At 58.3% G+C, this 18,172-nt stretch carries 27 protein-coding genes; 2 read left to right on the top strand and 25 right to left on the bottom strand.

The window, feature by feature from the left end:
* Positions 1 to 18 precede the first annotated feature (18 nt).
* From CIC07_RS10755 to CIC07_RS25765, 21 genes are all read right to left on the bottom strand, one after another.
* Positions 19 to 387: a 2Fe-2S iron-sulfur cluster-binding protein gene (locus CIC07_RS10755; protein ID WP_094248016.1), complete on the bottom strand. Its 369-nt coding sequence runs from the start codon at positions 385 to 387 to the stop codon at positions 19 to 21.
* Between the two features lie 30 nt (positions 388 to 417).
* Positions 418 to 714, bottom strand: a complete 297-nt coding sequence (locus tag CIC07_RS10750; protein ID WP_076356409.1) for a 2Fe-2S iron-sulfur cluster-binding protein — start codon at positions 712 to 714, stop codon at positions 418 to 420.
* A gap of 17 nt (positions 715 to 731) precedes the next feature.
* Positions 732 to 920 (bottom strand): DUF2768 family protein, encoded by a 189-nt coding sequence (locus tag CIC07_RS10745; protein ID WP_021879539.1) that lies wholly within the window; start codon positions 918 to 920, stop codon positions 732 to 734.
* A 141-nt stretch (positions 921 to 1,061) separates the two neighbouring features.
* Positions 1,062 to 1,337 carry a stage VI sporulation protein F gene (locus tag CIC07_RS10740; RefSeq protein WP_175619168.1) on the bottom strand — a complete coding sequence of 92 codons (276 nt, stop codon included), beginning with the start codon at positions 1,335 to 1,337 and terminating at the stop codon, positions 1,062 to 1,064.
* A gap of 135 nt (positions 1,338 to 1,472) precedes the next feature.
* Complete coding sequence (locus CIC07_RS10735; RefSeq protein ID WP_076356413.1) at positions 1,473 to 2,504, bottom strand: NAD(P)H-dependent glycerol-3-phosphate dehydrogenase; 1,032 nt, start codon at positions 2,502 to 2,504, stop codon at positions 1,473 to 1,475.
* A gap of 8 nt (positions 2,505 to 2,512) precedes the next feature.
* A complete protein-coding gene (plsY, locus tag CIC07_RS10730; RefSeq protein WP_076356415.1) occupies positions 2,513 to 3,112 on the bottom strand; it encodes a glycerol-3-phosphate 1-O-acyltransferase PlsY in 600 nt (199 codons plus the stop codon).
* A 12-nt stretch (positions 3,113 to 3,124) separates the two neighbouring features.
* Positions 3,125 to 4,447, bottom strand: a complete 1,323-nt coding sequence (gene der / locus CIC07_RS10725) for a ribosome biogenesis GTPase Der (RefSeq protein WP_076356417.1) — start codon at positions 4,445 to 4,447, stop codon at positions 3,125 to 3,127.
* A 100-nt stretch (positions 4,448 to 4,547) separates the two neighbouring features.
* Complete coding sequence (locus CIC07_RS10720; RefSeq protein ID WP_076356419.1) at positions 4,548 to 4,730, bottom strand: capping complex subunit for YIEGIA; 183 nt, start codon at positions 4,728 to 4,730, stop codon at positions 4,548 to 4,550.
* Positions 4,723 to 5,649: a YIEGIA family protein gene (locus tag CIC07_RS10715; RefSeq protein WP_175619169.1), complete on the bottom strand. Its 927-nt coding sequence runs from the start codon at positions 5,647 to 5,649 to the stop codon at positions 4,723 to 4,725. The genes CIC07_RS10720 and CIC07_RS10715 overlap by 8 nt, the downstream gene beginning before the upstream one ends.
* Before the next feature lie 2 nt (positions 5,650 to 5,651).
* Positions 5,652 to 6,290 carry a YphA family membrane protein gene (locus tag CIC07_RS10710; protein WP_094248015.1) on the bottom strand — a complete coding sequence of 213 codons (639 nt, stop codon included), beginning with the start codon at positions 6,288 to 6,290 and terminating at the stop codon, positions 5,652 to 5,654.
* A 151-nt stretch (positions 6,291 to 6,441) separates the two neighbouring features.
* Positions 6,442 to 7,692: a 30S ribosomal protein S1 gene (gene rpsA / locus CIC07_RS10705; protein ID WP_076356423.1), complete on the bottom strand. Its 1,251-nt coding sequence runs from the start codon at positions 7,690 to 7,692 to the stop codon at positions 6,442 to 6,444.
* A gap of 127 nt (positions 7,693 to 7,819) precedes the next feature.
* Complete coding sequence (locus tag CIC07_RS10700; protein ID WP_076356425.1) at positions 7,820 to 8,392, bottom strand: lysophospholipid acyltransferase family protein; 573 nt, start codon at positions 8,390 to 8,392, stop codon at positions 7,820 to 7,822.
* Positions 8,389 to 9,096 carry a (d)CMP kinase gene (gene cmk, locus CIC07_RS10695; RefSeq protein WP_076356427.1) on the bottom strand — a complete coding sequence of 236 codons (708 nt, stop codon included), beginning with the start codon at positions 9,094 to 9,096 and terminating at the stop codon, positions 8,389 to 8,391. Before cmk ends, CIC07_RS10700 begins: the two co-directional genes overlap by 4 nt.
* Positions 9,097 to 9,214: 118 nt before the next feature.
* Positions 9,215 to 9,370, bottom strand: a complete 156-nt coding sequence (locus tag CIC07_RS10690) for a hypothetical protein (RefSeq protein ID WP_157741895.1) — start codon at positions 9,368 to 9,370, stop codon at positions 9,215 to 9,217.
* A gap of 80 nt (positions 9,371 to 9,450) precedes the next feature.
* On the bottom strand, positions 9,451 to 10,101 hold the full coding sequence (locus CIC07_RS10685) for a flagellar brake protein (RefSeq protein ID WP_175619170.1): 651 nt from the start codon (positions 10,099 to 10,101) through the stop codon (positions 9,451 to 9,453).
* 93 nt (positions 10,102 to 10,194) lie between these two features.
* Positions 10,195 to 11,541: a germination protein YpeB gene (ypeB, locus tag CIC07_RS10680; RefSeq protein WP_076356431.1), complete on the bottom strand. Its 1,347-nt coding sequence runs from the start codon at positions 11,539 to 11,541 to the stop codon at positions 10,195 to 10,197.
* An 80-nt stretch (positions 11,542 to 11,621) separates the two neighbouring features.
* Positions 11,622 to 11,780 carry a hypothetical protein gene (locus CIC07_RS10675; protein ID WP_021878400.1) on the bottom strand — a complete coding sequence of 53 codons (159 nt, stop codon included), beginning with the start codon at positions 11,778 to 11,780 and terminating at the stop codon, positions 11,622 to 11,624.
* A gap of 58 nt (positions 11,781 to 11,838) precedes the next feature.
* The gene (prsW, locus tag CIC07_RS10670) at positions 11,839 to 12,534 is read right to left on the bottom strand and encodes a glutamic-type intramembrane protease PrsW (RefSeq protein ID WP_076356433.1); all 696 of its coding nucleotides are present in this window, start codon (positions 12,532 to 12,534) and stop codon (positions 11,839 to 11,841) included.
* A 104-nt stretch (positions 12,535 to 12,638) separates the two neighbouring features.
* The gene (locus tag CIC07_RS10665) at positions 12,639 to 13,253 is read right to left on the bottom strand and encodes a genetic competence negative regulator (RefSeq protein WP_076356435.1); all 615 of its coding nucleotides are present in this window, start codon (positions 13,251 to 13,253) and stop codon (positions 12,639 to 12,641) included.
* A gap of 163 nt (positions 13,254 to 13,416) precedes the next feature.
* Complete coding sequence (locus CIC07_RS10660; protein ID WP_076356437.1) at positions 13,417 to 13,755, bottom strand: hypothetical protein; 339 nt, start codon at positions 13,753 to 13,755, stop codon at positions 13,417 to 13,419.
* Positions 13,756 to 13,962: 207 nt separating this feature from the next.
* Positions 13,963 to 14,181 (bottom strand): hypothetical protein, encoded by a 219-nt coding sequence (locus tag CIC07_RS25765; protein ID WP_327205376.1) that lies wholly within the window; start codon positions 14,179 to 14,181, stop codon positions 13,963 to 13,965.
* Here CIC07_RS25765 and CIC07_RS10655 point away from each other — a divergent pair.
* Positions 14,180 to 14,818, top strand: coding sequence for a polysaccharide deacetylase family protein (locus CIC07_RS10655; protein WP_327205377.1), 639 nt, complete (start codon positions 14,180 to 14,182; stop codon positions 14,816 to 14,818). The two genes, CIC07_RS25765 and CIC07_RS10655, sit on opposite strands and share 2 nt — an antisense overlap.
* On the opposite strand, the gene CIC07_RS10650 is transcribed toward CIC07_RS10655, so the two are convergent.
* Genes CIC07_RS10650 through CIC07_RS10640 form a run of 3 tightly spaced genes read right to left on the bottom strand, consistent with a single transcriptional unit; the run spans position 14,773 to position 16,558 of the window.
* The gene (locus CIC07_RS10650) at positions 14,773 to 15,705 is read right to left on the bottom strand and encodes a metallophosphoesterase (RefSeq protein WP_083688019.1); all 933 of its coding nucleotides are present in this window, start codon (positions 15,703 to 15,705) and stop codon (positions 14,773 to 14,775) included. The two genes, CIC07_RS10655 and CIC07_RS10650, sit on opposite strands and share 46 nt — an antisense overlap.
* Positions 15,684 to 15,968: a hypothetical protein gene (locus CIC07_RS10645; RefSeq protein ID WP_076356441.1), complete on the bottom strand. Its 285-nt coding sequence runs from the start codon at positions 15,966 to 15,968 to the stop codon at positions 15,684 to 15,686. Before CIC07_RS10645 ends, CIC07_RS10650 begins: the two co-directional genes overlap by 22 nt.
* Positions 15,965 to 16,558: a CPBP family intramembrane glutamic endopeptidase gene (locus CIC07_RS10640; protein WP_076356443.1), complete on the bottom strand. Its 594-nt coding sequence runs from the start codon at positions 16,556 to 16,558 to the stop codon at positions 15,965 to 15,967. Before CIC07_RS10640 ends, CIC07_RS10645 begins: the two co-directional genes overlap by 4 nt.
* 61 nt (positions 16,559 to 16,619) lie before the next feature.
* Between CIC07_RS10640 and CIC07_RS10635 the strand changes: the two genes are divergently transcribed.
* The gene (locus CIC07_RS10635; protein WP_076356445.1) at positions 16,620 to 17,540 is read left to right on the top strand and encodes a hypothetical protein; all 921 of its coding nucleotides are present in this window, start codon (positions 16,620 to 16,622) and stop codon (positions 17,538 to 17,540) included.
* Between the two features lie 2 nt (positions 17,541 to 17,542).
* Here the strand turns inward: CIC07_RS10635 and CIC07_RS10630 are convergent, their stop codons facing one another.
* The gene (locus CIC07_RS10630) at positions 17,543 to 17,884 is read right to left on the bottom strand and encodes a rhodanese-like domain-containing protein (RefSeq protein ID WP_076356447.1); all 342 of its coding nucleotides are present in this window, start codon (positions 17,882 to 17,884) and stop codon (positions 17,543 to 17,545) included.
* Between the last annotated feature and the right edge of the window lie 288 nt (positions 17,885 to 18,172).

Raw genomic sequence — 18,172 nt, 5'->3', positions numbered from 1 at the left:
CTATCCTCCTGCTTCGGACTAGCTTCGGAATCCCCGCAGCCAATCGTCATCGTCTTCAGCGGCCTGACGCTCCAATTGACGTCTGACAGCCGCCTTCAGCGGACTTTCGGGTATGCTGACATGGCAGTCGCCCGTAATCCTGCTCTGGCAGCCGAGCCGCTGAAGTCCGTCGGTTCCAAGCTTGCGGCGCTCCACCTCGCTCAGGCGGGAAAGCCCCTGTTCCCCATGGTCGGGGAGCAGCGACATCTTGCACATGAGGCAGGCGGCTTTGCCGTCGCAGCGGACGGGAACGCTGAGCCCCGCCTGCCTGGCAGCGCTCAGAAGCGTCGTGCCCGGCCTGACCTTGACGGTTTTGCCGGCTGGCCAAAAGGTCGCCTCTGCCATGATCGCGCCGCCTCCTGTATGTAGGCTGTCTAACTAGAAATAAGGCTTGTGCCGGACGACAATGACAGCATCGTCGCTGCTCACGACCGCCTGGCAGGACAAACGGAAGCCCTGATCCAGCTCTTCCGGCTCCAGGCGATCCCATTCGGCGTCGGTGACGTCTTCCAGATGCTCCATGCCTTGATCGACATGGCAGCGGCAGCGGGCGCATGTTCCGCGGCTGCAGTTGTAGCCCCACTCCGCCTTGGTCTCCACCGCATGCTGAAGCAGCGTGCGGCCTTTCACGGCATCCGCGTCCGTAGAGCGCGTGCGGCCGATGAGCGTAATCATCGTTGCATTCCCTCCGGTCAGACGATAATCGAAAACACGCCAAGAATAAAGCCGAATACCAGCATGGCGAATGCGGCCAGCGACAGAACGCCTCGCAGGATCCCCTTCGTTTTCATGCGGGCGAACGTAATCACCAATGCGGATATGACCATCAGGCCGATTCCGGCCAGCGAGATCCACATTACGGTCATCGGACTCGGTTGCATTTGCTCTGCCTCTCCATTCCTCCGGACCTATTCCGAGCGATGCCGCCGTCCTGCAAAAGGCTTGTCCCCGGCCGCTCCGGAACGACGGACCGGCAAGCCGAAGCTCAGCCGGTCCGAGGCCGCTCCAGGAACGATGCGTCCTTATTTCTTGATCATCATTTTCATCAGGGTTTCCAGGTTGCCCATGTTCATGCCGCTCGCCTTGACGGCTTTGACGATGTCGTTCATCGTCTGCTCCGACACCGGCACCTTCGCCATGGAGGCAACCTGCTTAACCAGCTTGCGAAGCTCTTCCTCGCTCTGGATCGTCTCCGGAGTGACTCCGCTGGCGATTTTTTTGACCTGATTCTCCGTAATGTTTTTGCCGGTTTTCTTGTTGACTGCTCCAAGAATGTCCTTCGGCGAATGTTTGCTCACCATTGTCGCCTCCCCAGTAATGATGGGGCTAGCGCCGGCCGAAGCCGGCGGCATAACCGCTCTAGCATCATCTTATGAGGAGGAGCCGCTCGGGGTGAGGGCGGATGCCGGGTAAGGGCGGATGCATACGGCGGACTACAGCTCGCCGGTGCGGTCCCGCAGCATGAGCATCTCCACCGCTTCGCGGGGATCCTTGCCCTCGAAGAGCACCTCGTAGAGCTGGTCCGTGATCGGCATCTCGACGCCGTAGCGCGCCGCGAGCGTCCGGGCGAAGCGGGTCGTGCGCACGCCTTCCACGACCATGCCGACCTTCTCCAGCACTTCGTCCAGAGACAGGCCGCTGGCGAGCAGCGAGCCCGCTCTCCAGTTGCGGCTGTGCGGGCTCGTGCAGGTCGCGATGAGGTCGCCGACTCCGGCCAGCCCGGCGAACGTCATCATCGTCGCCCCCATCGCGGAGCCGAGGCGGCCGATCTCAGCCAAGCCGCGGGTCAGCAGCGCCGCCTTGGCGTTGTCGCCAAAGCCGAGTCCGTCGGAGAGGCCGGCTCCAAGCGCAATGATGTTCTTGATCGCGCCGGCGACCTCGACTCCGATGACGTCGGGGTTGGTATAGACCCGGAAGCAGGAATTGATGAAAGCGTCCTGCGCCCGTTTGGCCGGTCCAGGGAATATCGAAGCGACGACAACCGTCGTCGGCAGCTTGCGCACGACTTCCTCGGCGTGGCTCGGTCCGGAGAGCACGACGATCTCGCGCTCATCCCTTCCAAGCTCGCCTGCCAGCACCTGGGACATGCGCTCCAGCGTCTCCGCTTCAAAGCCTTTGGTGGCATGGACGATGACGGCGTCCGGGTCGATCGCCCCCGCCGCGGCGGCCGCTACTTCCCGCATCGCCGAGGAAGGAGCCGCGAACAGCACCAGCTCGGCTCCGCGCAGAGCTTCCTGCATATCCGTCGTCGCGCGGAGCGTGGACGCCAGCGGAATGTCCGGCAAATAACGGGCGTTGGTATGGCGCTGGCTGATTTCGTCCGCCTGTCCCGCGCTGCGGGTCCATATGGTCACCTCGTGGCCGTTGTCCGCAAGCACCGAAGACAGCGCCGTCCCCCAGCTGCCTGCGACAAGCACCGCTACGCGGAGGCGCCGGCGCCCGTTGGTTTCCGCATTTGTCGGCATTGTGGTGCTCACCCTTTCTTCGATCCGAGCTTGTTTTCCTGGCCGCGCGCCAGCTTGACGATATTGGTCCGATGGCGGACAAAAGCGAATAAGCATAACAGCATCGCTGCCCATAACGCCGGCTCGGCGCCTTCGAGGAAGAAAATGAATAATGGCGTCAACAGAGCGAAGACGAGCGAGCCGAGCGAAACGTAGCGGGTGAGGGCGATGACCGCGATCGCAATGATCCCGGCGATCAGGCAGGGCAGGAACGACAGGACGACGAGAGCTCCTACCGTCGTGGCGATTCCCTTGCCTCCCTTGAAGCGGAAATAGAGCGGCCAGTTATGGCCCATGATCGCGGCCAGTCCGCAAATGGCGGGCACCCAGTCCGATTCCGGGACGAGCAGCTGCCCAAGCAGGACGGCGAAGACGCCTTTGGCGATGTCCAGCAGGAAGACGGCGATGCCGGGGCCTTTGCCGAGCACGCGGAGCGTGTTGGTCGCTCCCGCGTTGCCGCTTCCATGCTGGCGGATATCAATGCCCTTCACATACCTGCCAATCAGGATGCTGAAGGAAACCGAGCCGAGCAGATAGCTCGCTGCAATCGCAAGGATGGATATGAGCAACGTTCTTCTCCCCTAGTCCTCATCCGACTTCCGACGCGTGAACAGACGGATCGGCGTGCCCTCGAAGTCGAACGCGGCGCGTATTTTGTTCTCCAGGTAGCGTTCGTAGGAGAAGTGCATGATCTCCGGCGCATTGACGAAAATGACGATCGTCGGCGGCCTCACGGCTACTTGCGTGACGTAATTGATGCGCAGACGGCGGCCCTTGTCCGTAGGAGGAGGGTTGATCGCGACCGCATCGGAAATGACGTCATTGAGAAGATGGGTCTGAATGCGCAGGGAATGCTGCTCGGATACATGGTTGATGACCGGAAGCAGCTTGTGCAGGCGCGACTTCGTCAGAGCGGACAGGAAAGCGATCGGCGCATACGACATGAACAGGAAGTGATCCCGGATGTTCTGCGTGAAATGCTGCATCGACTTGTCGTCCTTGTCCACCGCGTCCCACTTGTTGACGACAAAGATGGAAGCCTTGCCGGCTTCATGGGAATAACCTGCGATATGCTTGTCCTGCTCGATGATGCCTTCCTCGGCATTGATCAGAATCAGGACGACATCCGCCCGTTCAATCGCCTTGAGCGATCTCATGACGCTGTATTTCTCCGTCGTTTCATACACTTTGCCGCGCTTGCGCATGCCGGCCGTATCGATAAGGACATAGCGCTGGCCGTCCTTCTCGAACGGGGTGTCGATCGCGTCGCGGGTCGTTCCCGCCACGTCGCTGACGATGACGCGCTCTTCGCCGAGCAGCGCGTTGACGAGCGAGGACTTGCCGACATTCGGCCTGCCGATCAAGGCAACCTTGATGACATCCTCGTCGTAATGATCTTCTTCCAATTCGGGAAGCTTCGATACGGCTTCGTCCAGAAGGTCGCCGATGCCGGTGCCATGGGAACCGGAAATGGCGATCGGGCTTCCGAAGCCGAGCCCGAAGAACTCGTAAATGTCTTCCATCCGGCCCTGGTTGTCCACCTTGTTGACGGCTACGACAACCGGCTTGCGCGAGCGGAACAGCATTTGGGCCACTTCTTCATCCGCAAGGGTAAGTCCGGTTTTGGCGTCGACCATGAAGATGATGACATCCGCTTCCTCGACAGCCAGTTCAGCCTGCATCCGGACTGATTTCATGATTTCGTCTTCTCCGTCGATCTCGATGCCGCCTGTATCGACGATGCTGAACGATCTTCCATTCCATTCACCGGTTCCATAGATCCGGTCACGCGTGACGCCAGGTTTATCCTCAACGATAGCCAGGCGGTCGCCTATGACCCGGTTGAAGATCGTGGATTTCCCCACATTAGGCCTGCCCACGATGGCTATAACGGGTCTTGCCATAGTATACACCCTCTCAAAAATACTCACGCCATTCATCATAGCAAAAAACAGCCTCGTTGGCTAACTTTTCAATGGTTTCCTATGGAAACGCAAGGTTCGCCTACCGGCTTCTGTCCACCAGAATGAACGATCCGTTTTTTAAATCATGTGCGGTCGCGTCCAGGATCTTCTCCAGGAAAAATGCCGTCTGCTGGGCTTTTCCAGCGTCTTCCTCGATAAAAATCGGCGCTCCGCCAGCCACTGATTCATGGCTGGTGCTGACAATGGCGACGATGCTAGCCATTCGATCCGCCCTCCCCCTGATTGACTCCCGCTTTGGACGGCATTCGGACGGCCATCTCCAGCAGCGGAACACGCCCGGCGATCTCGCACGCCTTGGACAGGTCGCGCTCATGCGGAATAATGAAGACGCCAAGGCAGCCGCTGTCCAGATCGAGCTTGGCCAGAGGGACAAGGGCCGGCTCCCCTTCGTCGCTGTGAAGGCCGAGAATCGTGGACAGATCGTAGAGGATCGCCTGCCTCTGTCCAAGATTCGACAAGGTGACCCGGCCGTTCGCGCTGCGGGGCTTGACGATGAGTCCAAGGCCATGCTTCGCGATGATGTCCCGGTTGCTCTGCAGGCCGACATTCATGATATAGATGTTGTCGACATAGAGATCCGGCCCTTCGATCCTGACCTCGCCGGGAATGATGTCCGCGATCGCAGAGACCGACTTGCCCGACTTCAGTTTCCAAACGACGATCAGGGACAGCAATCCTCCCGCTATCCCGATCCAGAGATTGAAAGCGACGGCGAACAGGCTGGCGGCCATGGCGGCCATGATGACCAGATAATTGCGGCCTTCGAAGACCATGGCGATCCCCTCGATGTACGAAGTCCCCCTGGAGACGATTTCCATGGAATCCATCTTGCTCAGCGTCTCCCTTTCCATATTGCGCACCTCGCGGAATTGCTGGGCGGCGACTGTCAGGAAGGTCAGGGCCGTCAGGTTTTTCTGGTAGAGAGCCGGAACCGCCACCGCCCCAAGCGCCGAGGCAATGACTCCAAGAGAGATATGGATGATCTGGCCATGCGGGTAAGTGGGGTACTGCCTGTAATCCGTGCGCAGCAGCAGGATCCGGGCCAGCAATCCAAAGGCGATGCCGGCCATCACGCCGACGACCATGCGATGCTCATGCAAGTAGATCGACAAGTCGTCCATTCTCAGGCATCCCCTTCCCTGTTATCCATCCGCTGCACGAATAAGCGCGAGAATCCGGACGCAGCCGCGGCAATGACGACGGTCAGAAGACGGCATGACGCTGCGGCTGCGGCAAAGCCGTCCCACCAGCCGGCCTTGCCGATAACGGATGCGGGCTCAATCGCTGATGGAAGCCAGGCGGGAAAAACCGAGGCAATCCAGTATCCGGCTGCGATAATGACGAATTGGCTGGCCGCCCGCAAAGATAGCAGGGCAGCGAGCAGGCCGCATAAGATGGGAATATCCCAGCCCGCCCTCACGACGGTCAGCAGCGGGCTCGAAGCATACAGCGTGTTCATCCATGCCATGAGCAGTCCCAGAAGCAGGGCGCAGCCCGCCGTGTAGAAGCGGTCTCCGCGCGGCACTCCCCGCATCCACACAGCCAGACATGCCGGCAGCAAGGCGACGGCCGATGCGCTCGCCTTGAAGCCCCACGGCAGGTCAAGCTCAAACCGCGACAATACGATCATGCCGGCGATGCCGGCCATCGCCATCTTCCAGCCCAGTCCTCCAGCCGCTTCCTTGTTCCAGCCGGTCGCAAGCAGGATCAGCCAGACGGCTGCGAGCTCCAATGCCAGAAATCCTTCTTCCATTCCACTCATTGCCTGCACCTCCTCCGCGTATTATGCGCGAAGTGACGAGGTTTGAATCGCGGGGCGAAAGCAAATAAAAAAGCCTTTCCGACCTGAATCGGAAAGGCTTTCGAGACGATGCGGCCCTATCGCGCGATGCGCGTGGGGCTGCACGCCTTGATCACTTGAATTTGCTCAGCTTGTCGCCGAAGCGCTCGCCAAGGTTGAAGCTCATGCTTTGGTTGCTCAGGGAGACGTTCGGGTTGTCGATCTTCTCCTTGAATCCGCCGCGGTCGGAACGCTCGCGCTGAGGACGCTCGGCGCGCGGAGCTTGCTCCGGAGCTTCCTCCGTTTCTTTGATGCTCAGGCTTACGCGCTTCTCGGACGGGTTGAAGTCAAGGATTTTGGCTTGAACTTCTTGGCCTTCCTTGAGCACTTCCTGAGGAGTCGCCACGTGGCGGTGAGCGATTTGGGAAATATGAACGAGGCCTTCCACTCCAGGAGCGATTTCAACGAAAGCTCCGAAGGTAACGAGGCGGCGAACCGTACCCGTTACGATGTCGCCCGTTTTGAATTGGCCGCTTACGGATTCCCAAGGTCCCGGTTGGGCAGCTTTGATGCTGAGGCTGATTTTGCCGGCGTTAGGGTCCAGCTTGAGGACTTTGACGCGAACGGATTGGCCTTCCGTTACGACATCCTTCGGATGCGCGACATGCTGCCAGGACATTTCGGAAACGTGAACAAGACCGTCTACGCCGCCGATATCGACGAATGCGCCGAACGGAGTCAGGCGTTGAACCGTGCCGTCAAGCTCTTGGCCGACTTCAAGGCCGGAGATGACGTTTTGCTTGTTCTTTTCGAATTCCTGCTCCAGAACATCTTTCGCGGACAGGATGATCTTGTTGTTTTCGCGGTCGATTTCTTTGATTTTGACATTAAGGGTACGGCCCTTGTAGTCCTTGAAATCCTCGACGAAATGACGCTCGACCATGGAAGCCGGAATGAAGCCGCGCACGCCTACGTCAACGACGAGACCGCCTTTGACGACGTCGGCAACGGTAACTTCAAGAACTTCGCCGGCTTCGAATTGGGCTTGCAGGGAATCCCAAGCCTTTTCGCCGTCGACGGCTTTCTTGGAGAGGACGAGCTTCTCCTTCTCGTCGTCGATCGTGATGACCTTCAGCGTGATTTCCTCGCCGAGCTTCACCGCGTCGTTGGCGTTGTCCAGCTGTACAGAGCTGAGCTCGCGCAGCGGAACGACACCGTCATATTTATAACCTAGGCTTACGGTTGCCTGGTTGTCTTCAACTTTCACAATCGTGCCGGTCACGATGTCGCCCTTTTTGAGGGAAACGATGTTCTCAAGCTCATCTTGGCTAAGACCTTGCTGAGATTCTTGGACAGAGTCCTGGATCTTTGTTTCTTCTGACATTGAAATAACCTCCTCAGTTCATACCCCAACTTTATTTAAACCCATATTGCACCATTGAAACGGAAGGGCGGGAACTTGGGCTCCCGATGGATCCCTACCCTGACAGGAACAAGGGAATAAAACATGCTTAAGCTTGCTTGCGCAGTTCTTCGATTCGCACCATGATGGCTCTAGTCACCTGTTCCAGCGCATCTCCGGATGAAGACATGAATTCGGATAAGTCCACGGGCTTGCCGTAGGAGACGACGGTCTTGCGGAACAGCTTGTAGGACCCCGAGATGGCGACCGGTATGACGACCGCTCCGCTGCGCATGGCGATCATGGCCGCGCCTTTCTTGGCTGCGTCGCTTCCGCTGTTGCGGCTTCCCTCGGGGAAGATGCCCATGACATTGCCTTCCTTGAGAAGAGCTATCGCCGTCTTGATGGAGTCCTTGCTCACTCCGCCGCGCTTGACGGGGAATGCGCCCAGAGCCCTGATCAAGGGGCCGAACAGCGGCACGTCGAACAGCTCGGCCTTCGCCATGTAGTGGACCTTGCGGCTGAGCTTGATGCCGACGGTCGGCGGATCAAAATTGCTGATGTGGTTGGAGCAGAGAATGACGGGCCCTGCGGCCGGTATGTTCTCCAGTCCTCTGGCTTCGAGACGGAACAGCAAGGCGTAGGCGCCTCTCAGGACAGCGCGGCAAAAGGTATAGATCATGACAAGTTCGCCTCCGCCAGTTTTTTGCGGCTGAGCGATGCGATCGTGTCGATGACCCCGCTGGCGGGAATGCCGGTCGTATCCACCAGAATATGATCCGGCGTGCGGATCAAAGGCGATACGGCGCGCTGCATATCCTTGCGGTCCCTCTCCTCGATCTCCTTCTCCAGCTGCTGAAGCGTCAGCCCCGAATCGGGATCCGTCTCCCGGAACCTTCTGAGCGCCCTTTCCTCGACGCTGGCCGTCAGGTAGATCTTGAGCTCGGCATCCGGCAGCACATGCGAGCCGATGTCCCGGCCGTCCATGACGACGCCCTTGCCGTCCGCCAGCTTGCGCTGCTTGTCCGCCAGCAGCATCCGGACCCGATCGTTGGCCGCGACTTGGGAAACATTCAGATTGATGTCCCGGGAACGGATCAAGGCTGTAATATCCTCTCCATTCAGCAAGACGATCTGGCCGTCGAGTCCCGGAGCCAAGGAAATGTCCAGCCCCTCCGCATGCTCCGCCAGCGCGCCGTCGTCGCCGATGTCGATGCCGGCGGAACGCGCGCTCCATGTAACTGCGCGGTACATGGCGCCAGTATCGATATAAATATAGCCTAATGCCTCGGCAACGCTCCGGGCTACGGTGCTCTTGCCGGCACCGGCGGGTCCGTCGATCGCGATGTTGATGCGCTCGCCTACCCCGTCGTGATGGGTACTCAAAGGGCGTTCCTCCAAGCGATGTCCATGAGAATTTCTCGTTCAAAATCAGTAAAAAAGCAGGCTGTGCCTGCCAAATAATTATATCACAGTCGACTGTTGGATGCAAAACAGTAACCGTCTATCGGAATTTCTCCCCCTCCTGGCTGCGGCGGCCGGCGATATCCCCCCGGTCGCTATGCATGCATGCCGAAGCCTGCACAGCAAGCAAGGCGGCGAACAGAAGAAGAGCGCATGCGGCAAGCCCCCAGGTGACCTTGTCCTCCATCCTCCTCATCCGCCCATCCCTTCCAGTCCTAGGAATATAGGCCTATGTTGCCCATTAGAAAGACCGTTATGTACGCGCCAAGAATAAGATTACTTCCGGAATTCCAATTGCCGTTCGAAGCAGAATCGGATGATTCTTTGCCGGTCCGGCTCCGAGATCGTCGTAAATTTGAGCATCGCCTGCTTCTTGCCCGTCTCCGTCAAGTCGACACGGACGACCTCGCCCTTGAAGAAGGCATGCTCGAGCGTCCCGTTCTTGTAAGGCACGAGCAGCCAGCACTCCAGCTCCATTCCCTGCTCGACCGGCTTGGCCTGATCGCAGAGGAACGAGATGCCGCCGCCGCCGATATCGTCCGTCATCGCCACGAACCGGACGCGCCCGCGGATGGACACCGCAAGCTCCAGATCGGCCGGCACCCGCAGGAAGCTGCGCCTCTGGATTTTTGTCATGCTGTCGGGATCGGCCTTGCGGATCCGAACCAGGCGGATGACGTCTTCCCGGAAGCCGAGAACATGGGAGTTGAAATAATGCTTGATGCCTTCGGAGCTGATGACATGGGCCGAAAGCTCGTCCCCGATGTACAGCTTCTTCAGCTTGCGGCTGGGCTCATGAAGCGGAATTTCAATGTAGATGGCCTCGGCGTCCTCGTCCGCGATCCGGGACTTGAAGACCATCTGAGCCTCTTCTTCATCGGAAGAAGCCACTTGTATGTACAGATTTTCGTTAACCCTAGGCAGCAAAATAGGCTCCCCCTCCCGTAATGCCATGATTATAGCATGTCGGATGATGGGGAGCCATATCGAAAAATGGGCTTTTTTGCCTGTCCTAGCGGTCTAGGAGCGGCTCTCTCCCGGCAGTTCCTCCACCGCTTCCTCGAGACCGCTGTCCGCATTCAGATAGATGCGGTATTTGGTGCCGTTGCTCTCGCCTTTGAATTCGTAGCAGAGCACTTCCTGGTTGTCATCGTTCTTGATCAGGGCAAGCTTGGCCGGCGACTTCTTCATCGCCTCGCTCAGGCCTCCGCGCACCTTGGCCTCCGTCATCGCCGGCTTGCCGAGCTTGCGCTCCTTGTGCGAGAAGACATAGTCGCTTGCCTGCAGCCCGATGACATCACCCTTGTCCAGCGCGACCTTCACGCTGAGCTTGTCGGGATAGATCAGCACGCCGTTGTCGCTACCTACATAAGTGAATACCGCTTCCTTGCCGTATTCGTCATAGGTGACGGGAGTCATTTTCTTGTAGCCGTGCTTGTCCAAGAATTCGTCGGCTTTGCCGCGGGCTTCCTTCATGCCGATCTTCTTGTCGGCCACATCGCGGGGATGGACGAACCAGATCAGGTCGCCTCCGCGGGAAGTAAAGTCCATCGCGATGTTCTTGCCTGTCGCCTTTTCCTTGACGACGGCAGAGAAGGATTTGTAGTTGGTGTCCTTGCCGTTCTCGACGACCCGGATGCCTTCCGTCGAAGTCATGCCGAGGAACCTGGCCGCCTTGGTCTTGATCTCCTCGGCCGTAACGGGCTTGCCGCTCAGCATGCTCACGGATCTCTTCTCATACAAGCCGCTTACCGTCGGTCCCCAGTCGATCGAGGCCATCTTGTCCATCCGGGAATCGACGCCCTTGAATCCGTCGACGATGACGTTGCCGGATTTCTGCTTGTCGGCAGCCATCGCCAATTCGACATCCATCCAACGAAGCTTGTCCTGCAGCACTTTATCCTGCACCTTTCCCAGCTCCTGCGCGATCTCGGCCGATTTGGCATACAAGGTTTTCATCGTGCTCATCTCGCCGTCGCTCAGCGGCTGCTTCGTCAGATCCCGCATGGATGCCTTGTAGGCGAAATTCGAAATATGCGACAGGAAGTCCTCGGTTTTATGGAAAGGAATCATCCTGACCGGCAGCTGGTTGATCTCGCTTTGCGCCTGGCTGGTCAGTCTCCACACATTGACGAGGCTTTTGCGCTGGTAGCCCTGGGAGGCGGCATTGACGGCCAGCGTGCTGCCGAGCTGGTGATGGAGCTGGTCCACATGATAGCTCAATTCATGGAATGCTTTCTGATACTGGTTCTCCGCCTTGACCAAGACCGAATTCTTCTCTTGATGCTCCTGATAGCCCCAATAGATCGCGCCGACAAAAAGCAGCGTCATGACGGGAAAAAGCACACGGCTTAAACGTTGGTACATACGGCAAAAGCTCCTTTCTTATGCCAAACCTGGTGTTAGTTTGGTTGAAGGAAAGGAGCTTTATGCATGGGGCTATGACTTTATACCGGCAGCTCTTCGATTTCGAAGTCATCGGTATTGCTGCACAGGCACTGCTTGAAGCCGGTATCGACACGGCCCTGGTCCCTGCGGCCGCGAAGAACGAACTTCTCTCCGCAGAGCCGGCAGCGGATGCTGATCTTCACTCTTGCCTCATCCATATGCTTGCTTCCTCCCGCGTTGAGCGATTGTCTCTACAAGCAAGTATGGACGGAACGATCAAAGCTTAACCTCTTCTTCCCTGCCCACGATCCGAAAAGGAGAGCGGGAATTGGCCCTGCCGATCTTCCGGAGGCCCCAGATCCACAGCACCGCCATGAACGGCACGATGATCCATGCCCATTCCCTCGCTGTCGACGTGAGGATCCAGTCGTACAAGCCGTGCCACAAGACAGGCAGCAGCAGCGACAGCAGCAGGAACCTGCGGATATGGCGCTTGGGAGCGAACTTCGCCTTGCCGAAATAGTAGCCCATCATGATGCCGAACAAGGCATGTCCCGACACGGGCAGCAGCGCCCTCAGCATCATCGTTCCGAAAGTAGACGGATAGAATACGGCGTACATGATGTTCTCCAGGGTGGCGAAGCCGAGGGAGACGCTGGCCGCATATACGATGCCGTCATACGGCTCGTCGAATTCCATGTGGTTGTAGATGATATGGTAGAGGACGAACCATTTGAAAATCTCCTCTACGCCTCCGGAGAAGGCGAAGGAGAACAGAAGCGGATGGCTGCCGAGCCAGAGCTCCAGTCCTCTCTGGATGACCATGATCGGCACGACGACCAGCATGCCGGTGACGAACAGCTTGAAGACAAGATGGATGGGCTCGCTGTCGTAGCGGTCCTTCAAGTACAGATAGGTAAGCAGCGAGATGCCCGGAGCCACTGCGGCCGTCAATATCGAGAAAAGCAGCAAGGGATCCCCTGCCTCCTTCTTGTTGATGAAAGTATAGGTTCAGCCCCGTTCAGCACAAAAGAAGAGCATTCCCGATGGATCGCGAATGCTCTTGGCAACTGGGGCTAGGATTTAAAATGATGGCAAAGCCCGCGAACAGCATCGGTCGGCATGACAATCTTGCCGTATTCCTCCAGAACCGCATAGGTCACCGAGGTCGCGTCTCCAAACTCCGCCAGGATGGCGATCATCGCATTCTGTCCCGCCGGTTCCGCCGAGGCGGTATCAAAAGCGAGGATCCAGCGTCCGTTGTATGCGTACAGTCTTCCTTCTTCCGTCAGTTCCGAGGCCGAAAGCTGCTTGGCTGCGGAGATGACATCCTCGAAATCCTTGAACATGTACATGATCGTGTCGCTGGATTCCAGCGTCACTTCCATCTCGTACATATCCTCGTCCGCATCGTCCTCGTCGGCACGTCCCGCGTCCGAGCTCACATTCATCTTGCCGCGGGTGACGATCACCACCATGCCTTGAGCCGGCATCGCGATGACTTCGACCGCAAGCGGGCCGTTCGCATCGAAGCCGAGTTCCGAATAGGCCTGGTCCATCATCTCGCTGAACAGCTCATGCACTTTCGGTATCTCGCGCCACATGTCGTCCTTCTGGATCCCGCGCTCCAGCAGGTCGTCGAACGTCAGAAAAATGCGAATTTTGTCTTGCCCCAACCGTTCGATCTTCATGACAGGATCCTCCTCTGCAGCATCGGATATAACAGCGTATGAAGCGCAAGCCATAATGTGCGGCATACGTGCCATATAACTATATTACCATCTATGAAGGAGGAATGCACGGGCAGGCCAAAAAAACAGCCGCCTCCCCATAGAGGGATGCGGCCGGCAAGATTCAATGGGCTGTCGGGGACGATGAAGCTTCTGCGATGATCTTTTCCGATTCCTTTTTGACCTCCGGATCGCTGTTCACGAGCGCAGCGATCCGCTCCCAGGAACCGCTGTCCGCGACCCGGCCGGAGCCTTTCGCCGATGAGGCGCTCACCGGGCCTCGGCGCGGCGCCGAGCCGCTTTTGTTGCGGATCATTCCCGTCATCGCTCTTCCGGCGGCCTTGGACCACAGCTCTCCGGCGATGCCCGACGCTGCCGCTGCCGCACCCGGCCTTTTGCGGGCCACGTACATGGCTGCCGCCGCTCCAATCAGACTTCCGGCAATAAATCCTCCCAGTTTCATTTCATCTGCCTCCTAAGCGCCGATATCCGGCTGTTCATGATGGGAGTAGTATGCCCGGCCGGCTCCTTCTCATCCATTCCGATTGGGTAAGCGAAGCAAGGTTTAATATGATAAAATGGGTGTCTTGGATCGTATTTCCCGGTGTTGGGAAGGACGGATCCCCATGAATACAGCTTTGCTTGTGGAGGTTGAAACGTACATGAAATCCTATGCACTCCAGTCCATCGGACTTGCTGCCGCGGCAGCCGTCCTGCTTTCCGGCTGCGGAGGGAAGACGGACGGCGCAAGCGCATCCGGAACTCCCGCTCCCTCCTCGCCGCCTTCCGTATCGGCCTCTCCGGCGCCGTCGGCGGCAGCGCCCTCGCCGAGCTTGTCGCCGTCACCCTCGCCGTTGCCGCCGGCAACTCCGCAGAAGGCCGAAGCCATGTTCAAAATGAGCTCGAAAACATTCCGCTTCTCCCCCGTCGACTCGGAAACGTCGAACAAAGCGGTCCTGCTCACGTTCGACGACGGGCCGAAGGAAAAGGAAGAGCTGACCTCCATGCTCGACACGCTGGACAAGCACGGCGCCAAGGCGATCTTTTTCGTCAACGGGTACCGGGTGAAGCAAAACCCCGAGCTGCTGAAGCTGATCGACGAACGCGGACAGACGATCGGCAACCATTCCTGGGACCATATCGATCTCCATAAAAAAAGCAAAGCCGAGGTGCAGAAGCAGCTCGGCGATGTATCGGATCTGGTTGAGGAGCTGACGGGCAAACGGCCGTTGTTCTTCCGGCCGCCATTCGGAACCGGAGGAGATGTCGGCAAGGAAGTCGCCAAGGAAGACGGCATGCTGTACATGACCTGGTCGAACGGTTCCCTTGACTGGGATCTCAAGGCGACGAAGAAAGATCCCCAGCTCGTCATCAAAAACGTGCTGGAGCAGCTGCATCCCGGAGCCAACATCCTGATGCACGAGCTTCCGTGGACGAAGGAAGCCCTCGACAGCCTTCTGACGAAGCTCGAGGAAAAAGGCTACGGCTTCATCGACCCCGCCTCAATCGACCTGAAGCAGGGCTGATCGCGCCGGGTCAGCGACAGCAGATGGATGACAGGCGGACAATTCCAGCGGATCGGCGCTTTGGACGTGCCGTATCCAGGACTCACCAGCATGCGGACCCTTTCGGGTCCTTTTTTGTGCTGGCCTTCTCTACGCCAGCCCGCAAGATCGAACCATCCGGACGGAAACCTTCGGACGCTCGCCGTTCTCATCGCCGGGCCGATCCATGGTAGGATGATCTGCCCGCCGTGCGTATGTCCCGACAGAACGAGATCGGCTTCGATCGCAGGGTTGCGATGCGCGATGATGGGATCGTGGGCAAGCAGAATCGTAAAGGGAGCAGCGGGCCGATTGTCTCCAGGGGACGCCGCGTCTTCAAGCGGCGTCTCAAGCGCAGCCTCAAGACGATCCTTGCCCAAGCGGGGGTCATCGACTCCGGCCAGCTTGAACGGCTCCGCCCCGGCTTGAAGCCATACATGCCGATTCACGAGCACGGCGACTCCGCAGCGTTCCAGAAGCTCTGCCAAGGATTCGATGTCCTCGTCGTGGTCGTGATTGCCGAACACCGCGTAGACGGGAGCTATCGCAGCCAGAAGAGTCATGTTGGCCTCCACTCTTTGAAGCGGAACGCCTTTCTCCCTCATGTCTCCGCCGATCAGCACGATGTCGGCTCCTCCCCTGCCCCGTGCTTCACGGAGGACGTCTTCCGTGAGGATGCGCCTGTGGATGTCGCTGATGTACAGGATGCGATATCCCTCCAGTGCTTCAGGCAACCGCTCGAGAGCGACCGTCTCGGCTTCGATCCGGCTGCTGGCCGCTTCGGCCATCATCCGCCGGATCAGCCGGACTCCCAGCCATGCAGCAGCGACGACGAGGATGGACAGGATCAGGTAGAGGCGCAAAGGCATGCTCCTCTCCAGGCTTCTGCCGCATCGTTGGCGCCATCATGCGAGGCGAACAAGCTGCGCCCCCAGAAGAAGAGCGTGCAGGCCAGGACGATGAACAGCAGCATCAAGGAATTGACCAGCCATTTCGTGAGCTTGGGCTGCAGGGAAGGATGCTTTTCCCGCCGCGGAGGGCAGCCGTCGCCTTCAAGCTCGATTCCGGCTTCAGCGGAAGCCGTTTTCTGCACCTCCGGCCTTCGTCTTCCGAATTTCTCGATCCTGCTCATGGCTGTCTCCTGTATCGGATGATCATGCCCATGATGAAATCGACGGCGAAATGGGCGGCGATCGGAGCCAGAAGCGTTCCGGTGCGGATATAGATCCAGCCCAGACCGTAGCTGATGCCGAAGACGAGCGCGGTCGGAATCCAATGCTTCAAATACCGGACATGGATAGCGGCGAACAGGATGCTGGTCCAATAAGCTCCCAGCGAGTGCTGGATCGCGCCCCTGAACAGAAGCTCCTCGCATACGGCGACGACCAGGGACAAAAGGGCGATATGCCAGACCGGCCTGTTGCGGAAAATGCGTTCGTTCACGCCGCCGTCATCGGCAGCCTCTTCGGGCACCCAGCGGGAAATGAACAGGTCTACCGCGAGAATCAGGAGGGCGAAACCGAAGCCCCAATATAAAAAGGTCAGGCTGTCGGGCCATCGGAACAGCGCAATCGAATTGCGGCCCTGAAAAAAACACCAGACCAAGCCGATAATGAGGGTAATAGCCTGCGTCATGTACAAGTTGAGCAGCAGCATCCGGTCGTCGAGCTCGTCTACCGAAACGCTCCGGACGCGAATGTTGCGGATGTCGAATTTTTTCATGTAGTCCCGCCTGTCTTGAAGGAATCGAAATCCGTTAATCTTTATCATCGAGGAGAAAACAATGGACAAACATCTCAGCCGCTATCAAATGCTATTCAGCCTCGGTTTCATCTTCATGCTCGTCGCGGCGGTAGGCGCCTTCTTCGCCGGCGTCGAAGTGGGATCAAGCCGCACGGAATCAAGATACGAGGCCAAGAAGCTGCTGGCCTCCGCCGCTTCCGCCAAAACCTCGTACTCCCAGCAAGATCTGGTATCGTTCTATCATACCGTATTTTCCCCTTACCGTGAATTTCAGAACGAATGGCTCGCCATGGAGAAGAAGGTGGAGTCGCGGAACATACCGGCTTCCTCTTCTCTTCTCAAGGACCTCGGAGATCTCGCGGACGAGAAGCGCAAGGAGATCGAGTCGGTGCGCTCCGTCCCGGACACAGGCCTTCTGGCCAGCGCAAGAATCGGTTATCTGGCGAGCCTCGACTCCATCTCGCAGGCTTCGGCCGCGGCGGCCAAGGTGGCGTCAGGGCAGCCGGCGGACAGCTTCCTCTCCTCCCTCCGCAAGCAGCAGTCCTATAAGGATGCCGCCCGAAAAGGCTTGGCCGCCCAGAAGGATTATTATTCCTCCATGCTGAAGTGGGCATCCGGCGTCGACGGCGGCATTCCATCCGAAGCCGTCCTGACCGGCACGGTCCAGAGCAGCGCCTGGAGCTCCTACCCGCTCCTCGTCAAGATCAAGCTGATGGCCGATCTGCTCGAGAAGCGCGGGAGATGGACGGACTATTATCCCCAGGATCTTGCGGGATCCGTCGACGCTCTCCTCCAATCCGGAGAATCGCAGCGCCTGCATGCTTCATCCATCAATGAGCTTGCCGATGTCGTTACCGGCACGGGAGCCGTCAGAGGCGGCGACTTTTGGACCATGAAGTCCCGTCTGTACGGCAAGGAGACGCTGCCTCAGCTGCCGTTCTTCCTGCCGCCGGACAATTAGCCTTAATCGTAGCTGAAGCCGAGCTCGGACGCGGCGGCGCTGATGCCCCCCGTCACGTTCAGCAGATGGTGATATCCCTGCTTGCGCATATAGTCCAGGACATACAGGCTCCTCACTCCATGACCGCACATGAGGAACCATTCCTGTCCGGCGTCGAGCTCCGGCAGATGCTCCGGTATGGAATTCATCGGAATATGGCGGGAGCCTTCCAGACGGTAGTATTCCCACTCGCCCTCTTCTCTCACGTCGATGATCTGATCCATCCGGACGGCTCCGGAACGGACCCTCTCCAGCAGGTCCGCGGGCTGGATTTCCCTATTGGAAGGCTGTTGCAATGCTGACATGGGATGTTCTTCCTCCCCCTAGTGTTGGTAGGAAGAATGATAGCGAAAAAAAGCGCCTCCATCAAGTTTTGTCATTGCAATTAGGACTTCACCGCTTTAGAATAGTAGAGGTCAGCCAGCACCAGCATATGGTTTCAAACGACAGGACCAAGGCGATTCCATCCCCGGCCCGCTACATCAAGCCCGGGCAGTTCTCCAGAAATTCCCGTCCCGGCTGGGCATTCCCATCGTCGGAACGGGCTTTTTTCTATATTGAACCACGATAGTCTGCATGATGTTCCTGCGCAT

It is taken from the genome of Paenibacillus sp. RUD330, assembly GCF_002243345.2.
Taxonomy (GTDB): Bacteria; Bacillota; Bacilli; order Paenibacillales; family Paenibacillaceae; genus Paenibacillus_O.
The sequence above is the reverse complement of the archived record's forward strand: the minus strand, read 5'-3'. Positions and strand labels throughout refer to the sequence as shown.

Bases quoted from the DNA above. Each gene is read 5' to 3' on its own strand.
- CIC07_RS10750 (WP_076356409.1), bottom strand. From the start codon at position 714: ATGATTACGCTCATCGGCCGCACGCGCTCTACGGACGCGGATGCCGTG.
- CIC07_RS10745 (WP_021879539.1), bottom strand. From the start codon at position 920: ATGCAACCGAGTCCGATGACCGTAATGTGGATCTCGCTGGCCGGAATC.
- CIC07_RS10735 (WP_076356413.1), bottom strand. From the start codon at position 2,504: ATGCCGACAAATGCGGAAACCAACGGGCGCCGGCGCCTCCGCGTAGCG.
- der (WP_076356417.1), bottom strand. From the start codon at position 4,447: ATGGCAAGACCCGTTATAGCCATCGTGGGCAGGCCTAATGTGGGGAAA.
- CIC07_RS10720 (WP_076356419.1), bottom strand. From the start codon at position 4,730: ATGGCTAGCATCGTCGCCATTGTCAGCACCAGCCATGAATCAGTGGCT.
- CIC07_RS10715 (WP_175619169.1), bottom strand. From the start codon at position 5,649: ATGGACGACTTGTCGATCTACTTGCATGAGCATCGCATGGTCGTCGGC.
- CIC07_RS10710 (WP_094248015.1), bottom strand. From the start codon at position 6,290: ATGAGTGGAATGGAAGAAGGATTTCTGGCATTGGAGCTCGCAGCCGTC.
- rpsA (WP_076356423.1), bottom strand. From the start codon at position 7,692: ATGTCAGAAGAAACAAAGATCCAGGACTCTGTCCAAGAATCTCAGCAA.
- CIC07_RS10700 (WP_076356425.1), bottom strand. From the start codon at position 8,392: ATGATCTATACCTTTTGCCGCGCTGTCCTGAGAGGCGCCTACGCCTTG.
- CIC07_RS10690 (WP_157741895.1), bottom strand. From the start codon at position 9,370: ATGAGGAGGATGGAGGACAAGGTCACCTGGGGGCTTGCCGCATGCGCT.
- ypeB (WP_076356431.1), bottom strand. From the start codon at position 11,541: ATGTACCAACGTTTAAGCCGTGTGCTTTTTCCCGTCATGACGCTGCTT.
- CIC07_RS10675 (WP_021878400.1), bottom strand. From the start codon at position 11,780: ATGGATGAGGCAAGAGTGAAGATCAGCATCCGCTGCCGGCTCTGCGGA.
- CIC07_RS10665 (WP_076356435.1), bottom strand. From the start codon at position 13,253: ATGAAGATCGAACGGTTGGGGCAAGACAAAATTCGCATTTTTCTGACG.
- CIC07_RS10660 (WP_076356437.1), bottom strand. From the start codon at position 13,755: ATGAAACTGGGAGGATTTATTGCCGGAAGTCTGATTGGAGCGGCGGCA.
- CIC07_RS10655 (WP_327205377.1), top strand. From the start codon at position 14,180: ATGTTCAAAATGAGCTCGAAAACATTCCGCTTCTCCCCCGTCGACTCG.
- CIC07_RS25765 (WP_327205376.1), bottom strand. From the start codon at position 14,181: ATGGCTTCGGCCTTCTGCGGAGTTGCCGGCGGCAACGGCGAGGGTGAC.
- CIC07_RS10650 (WP_083688019.1), bottom strand. From the start codon at position 15,705: ATGCCTTTGCGCCTCTACCTGATCCTGTCCATCCTCGTCGTCGCTGCT.
- CIC07_RS10645 (WP_076356441.1), bottom strand. From the start codon at position 15,968: ATGAGCAGGATCGAGAAATTCGGAAGACGAAGGCCGGAGGTGCAGAAA.
- CIC07_RS10640 (WP_076356443.1), bottom strand. From the start codon at position 16,558: ATGAAAAAATTCGACATCCGCAACATTCGCGTCCGGAGCGTTTCGGTA.
- CIC07_RS10635 (WP_076356445.1), top strand. From the start codon at position 16,620: ATGGACAAACATCTCAGCCGCTATCAAATGCTATTCAGCCTCGGTTTC.
- CIC07_RS10630 (WP_076356447.1), bottom strand. From the start codon at position 17,884: ATGTCAGCATTGCAACAGCCTTCCAATAGGGAAATCCAGCCCGCGGAC.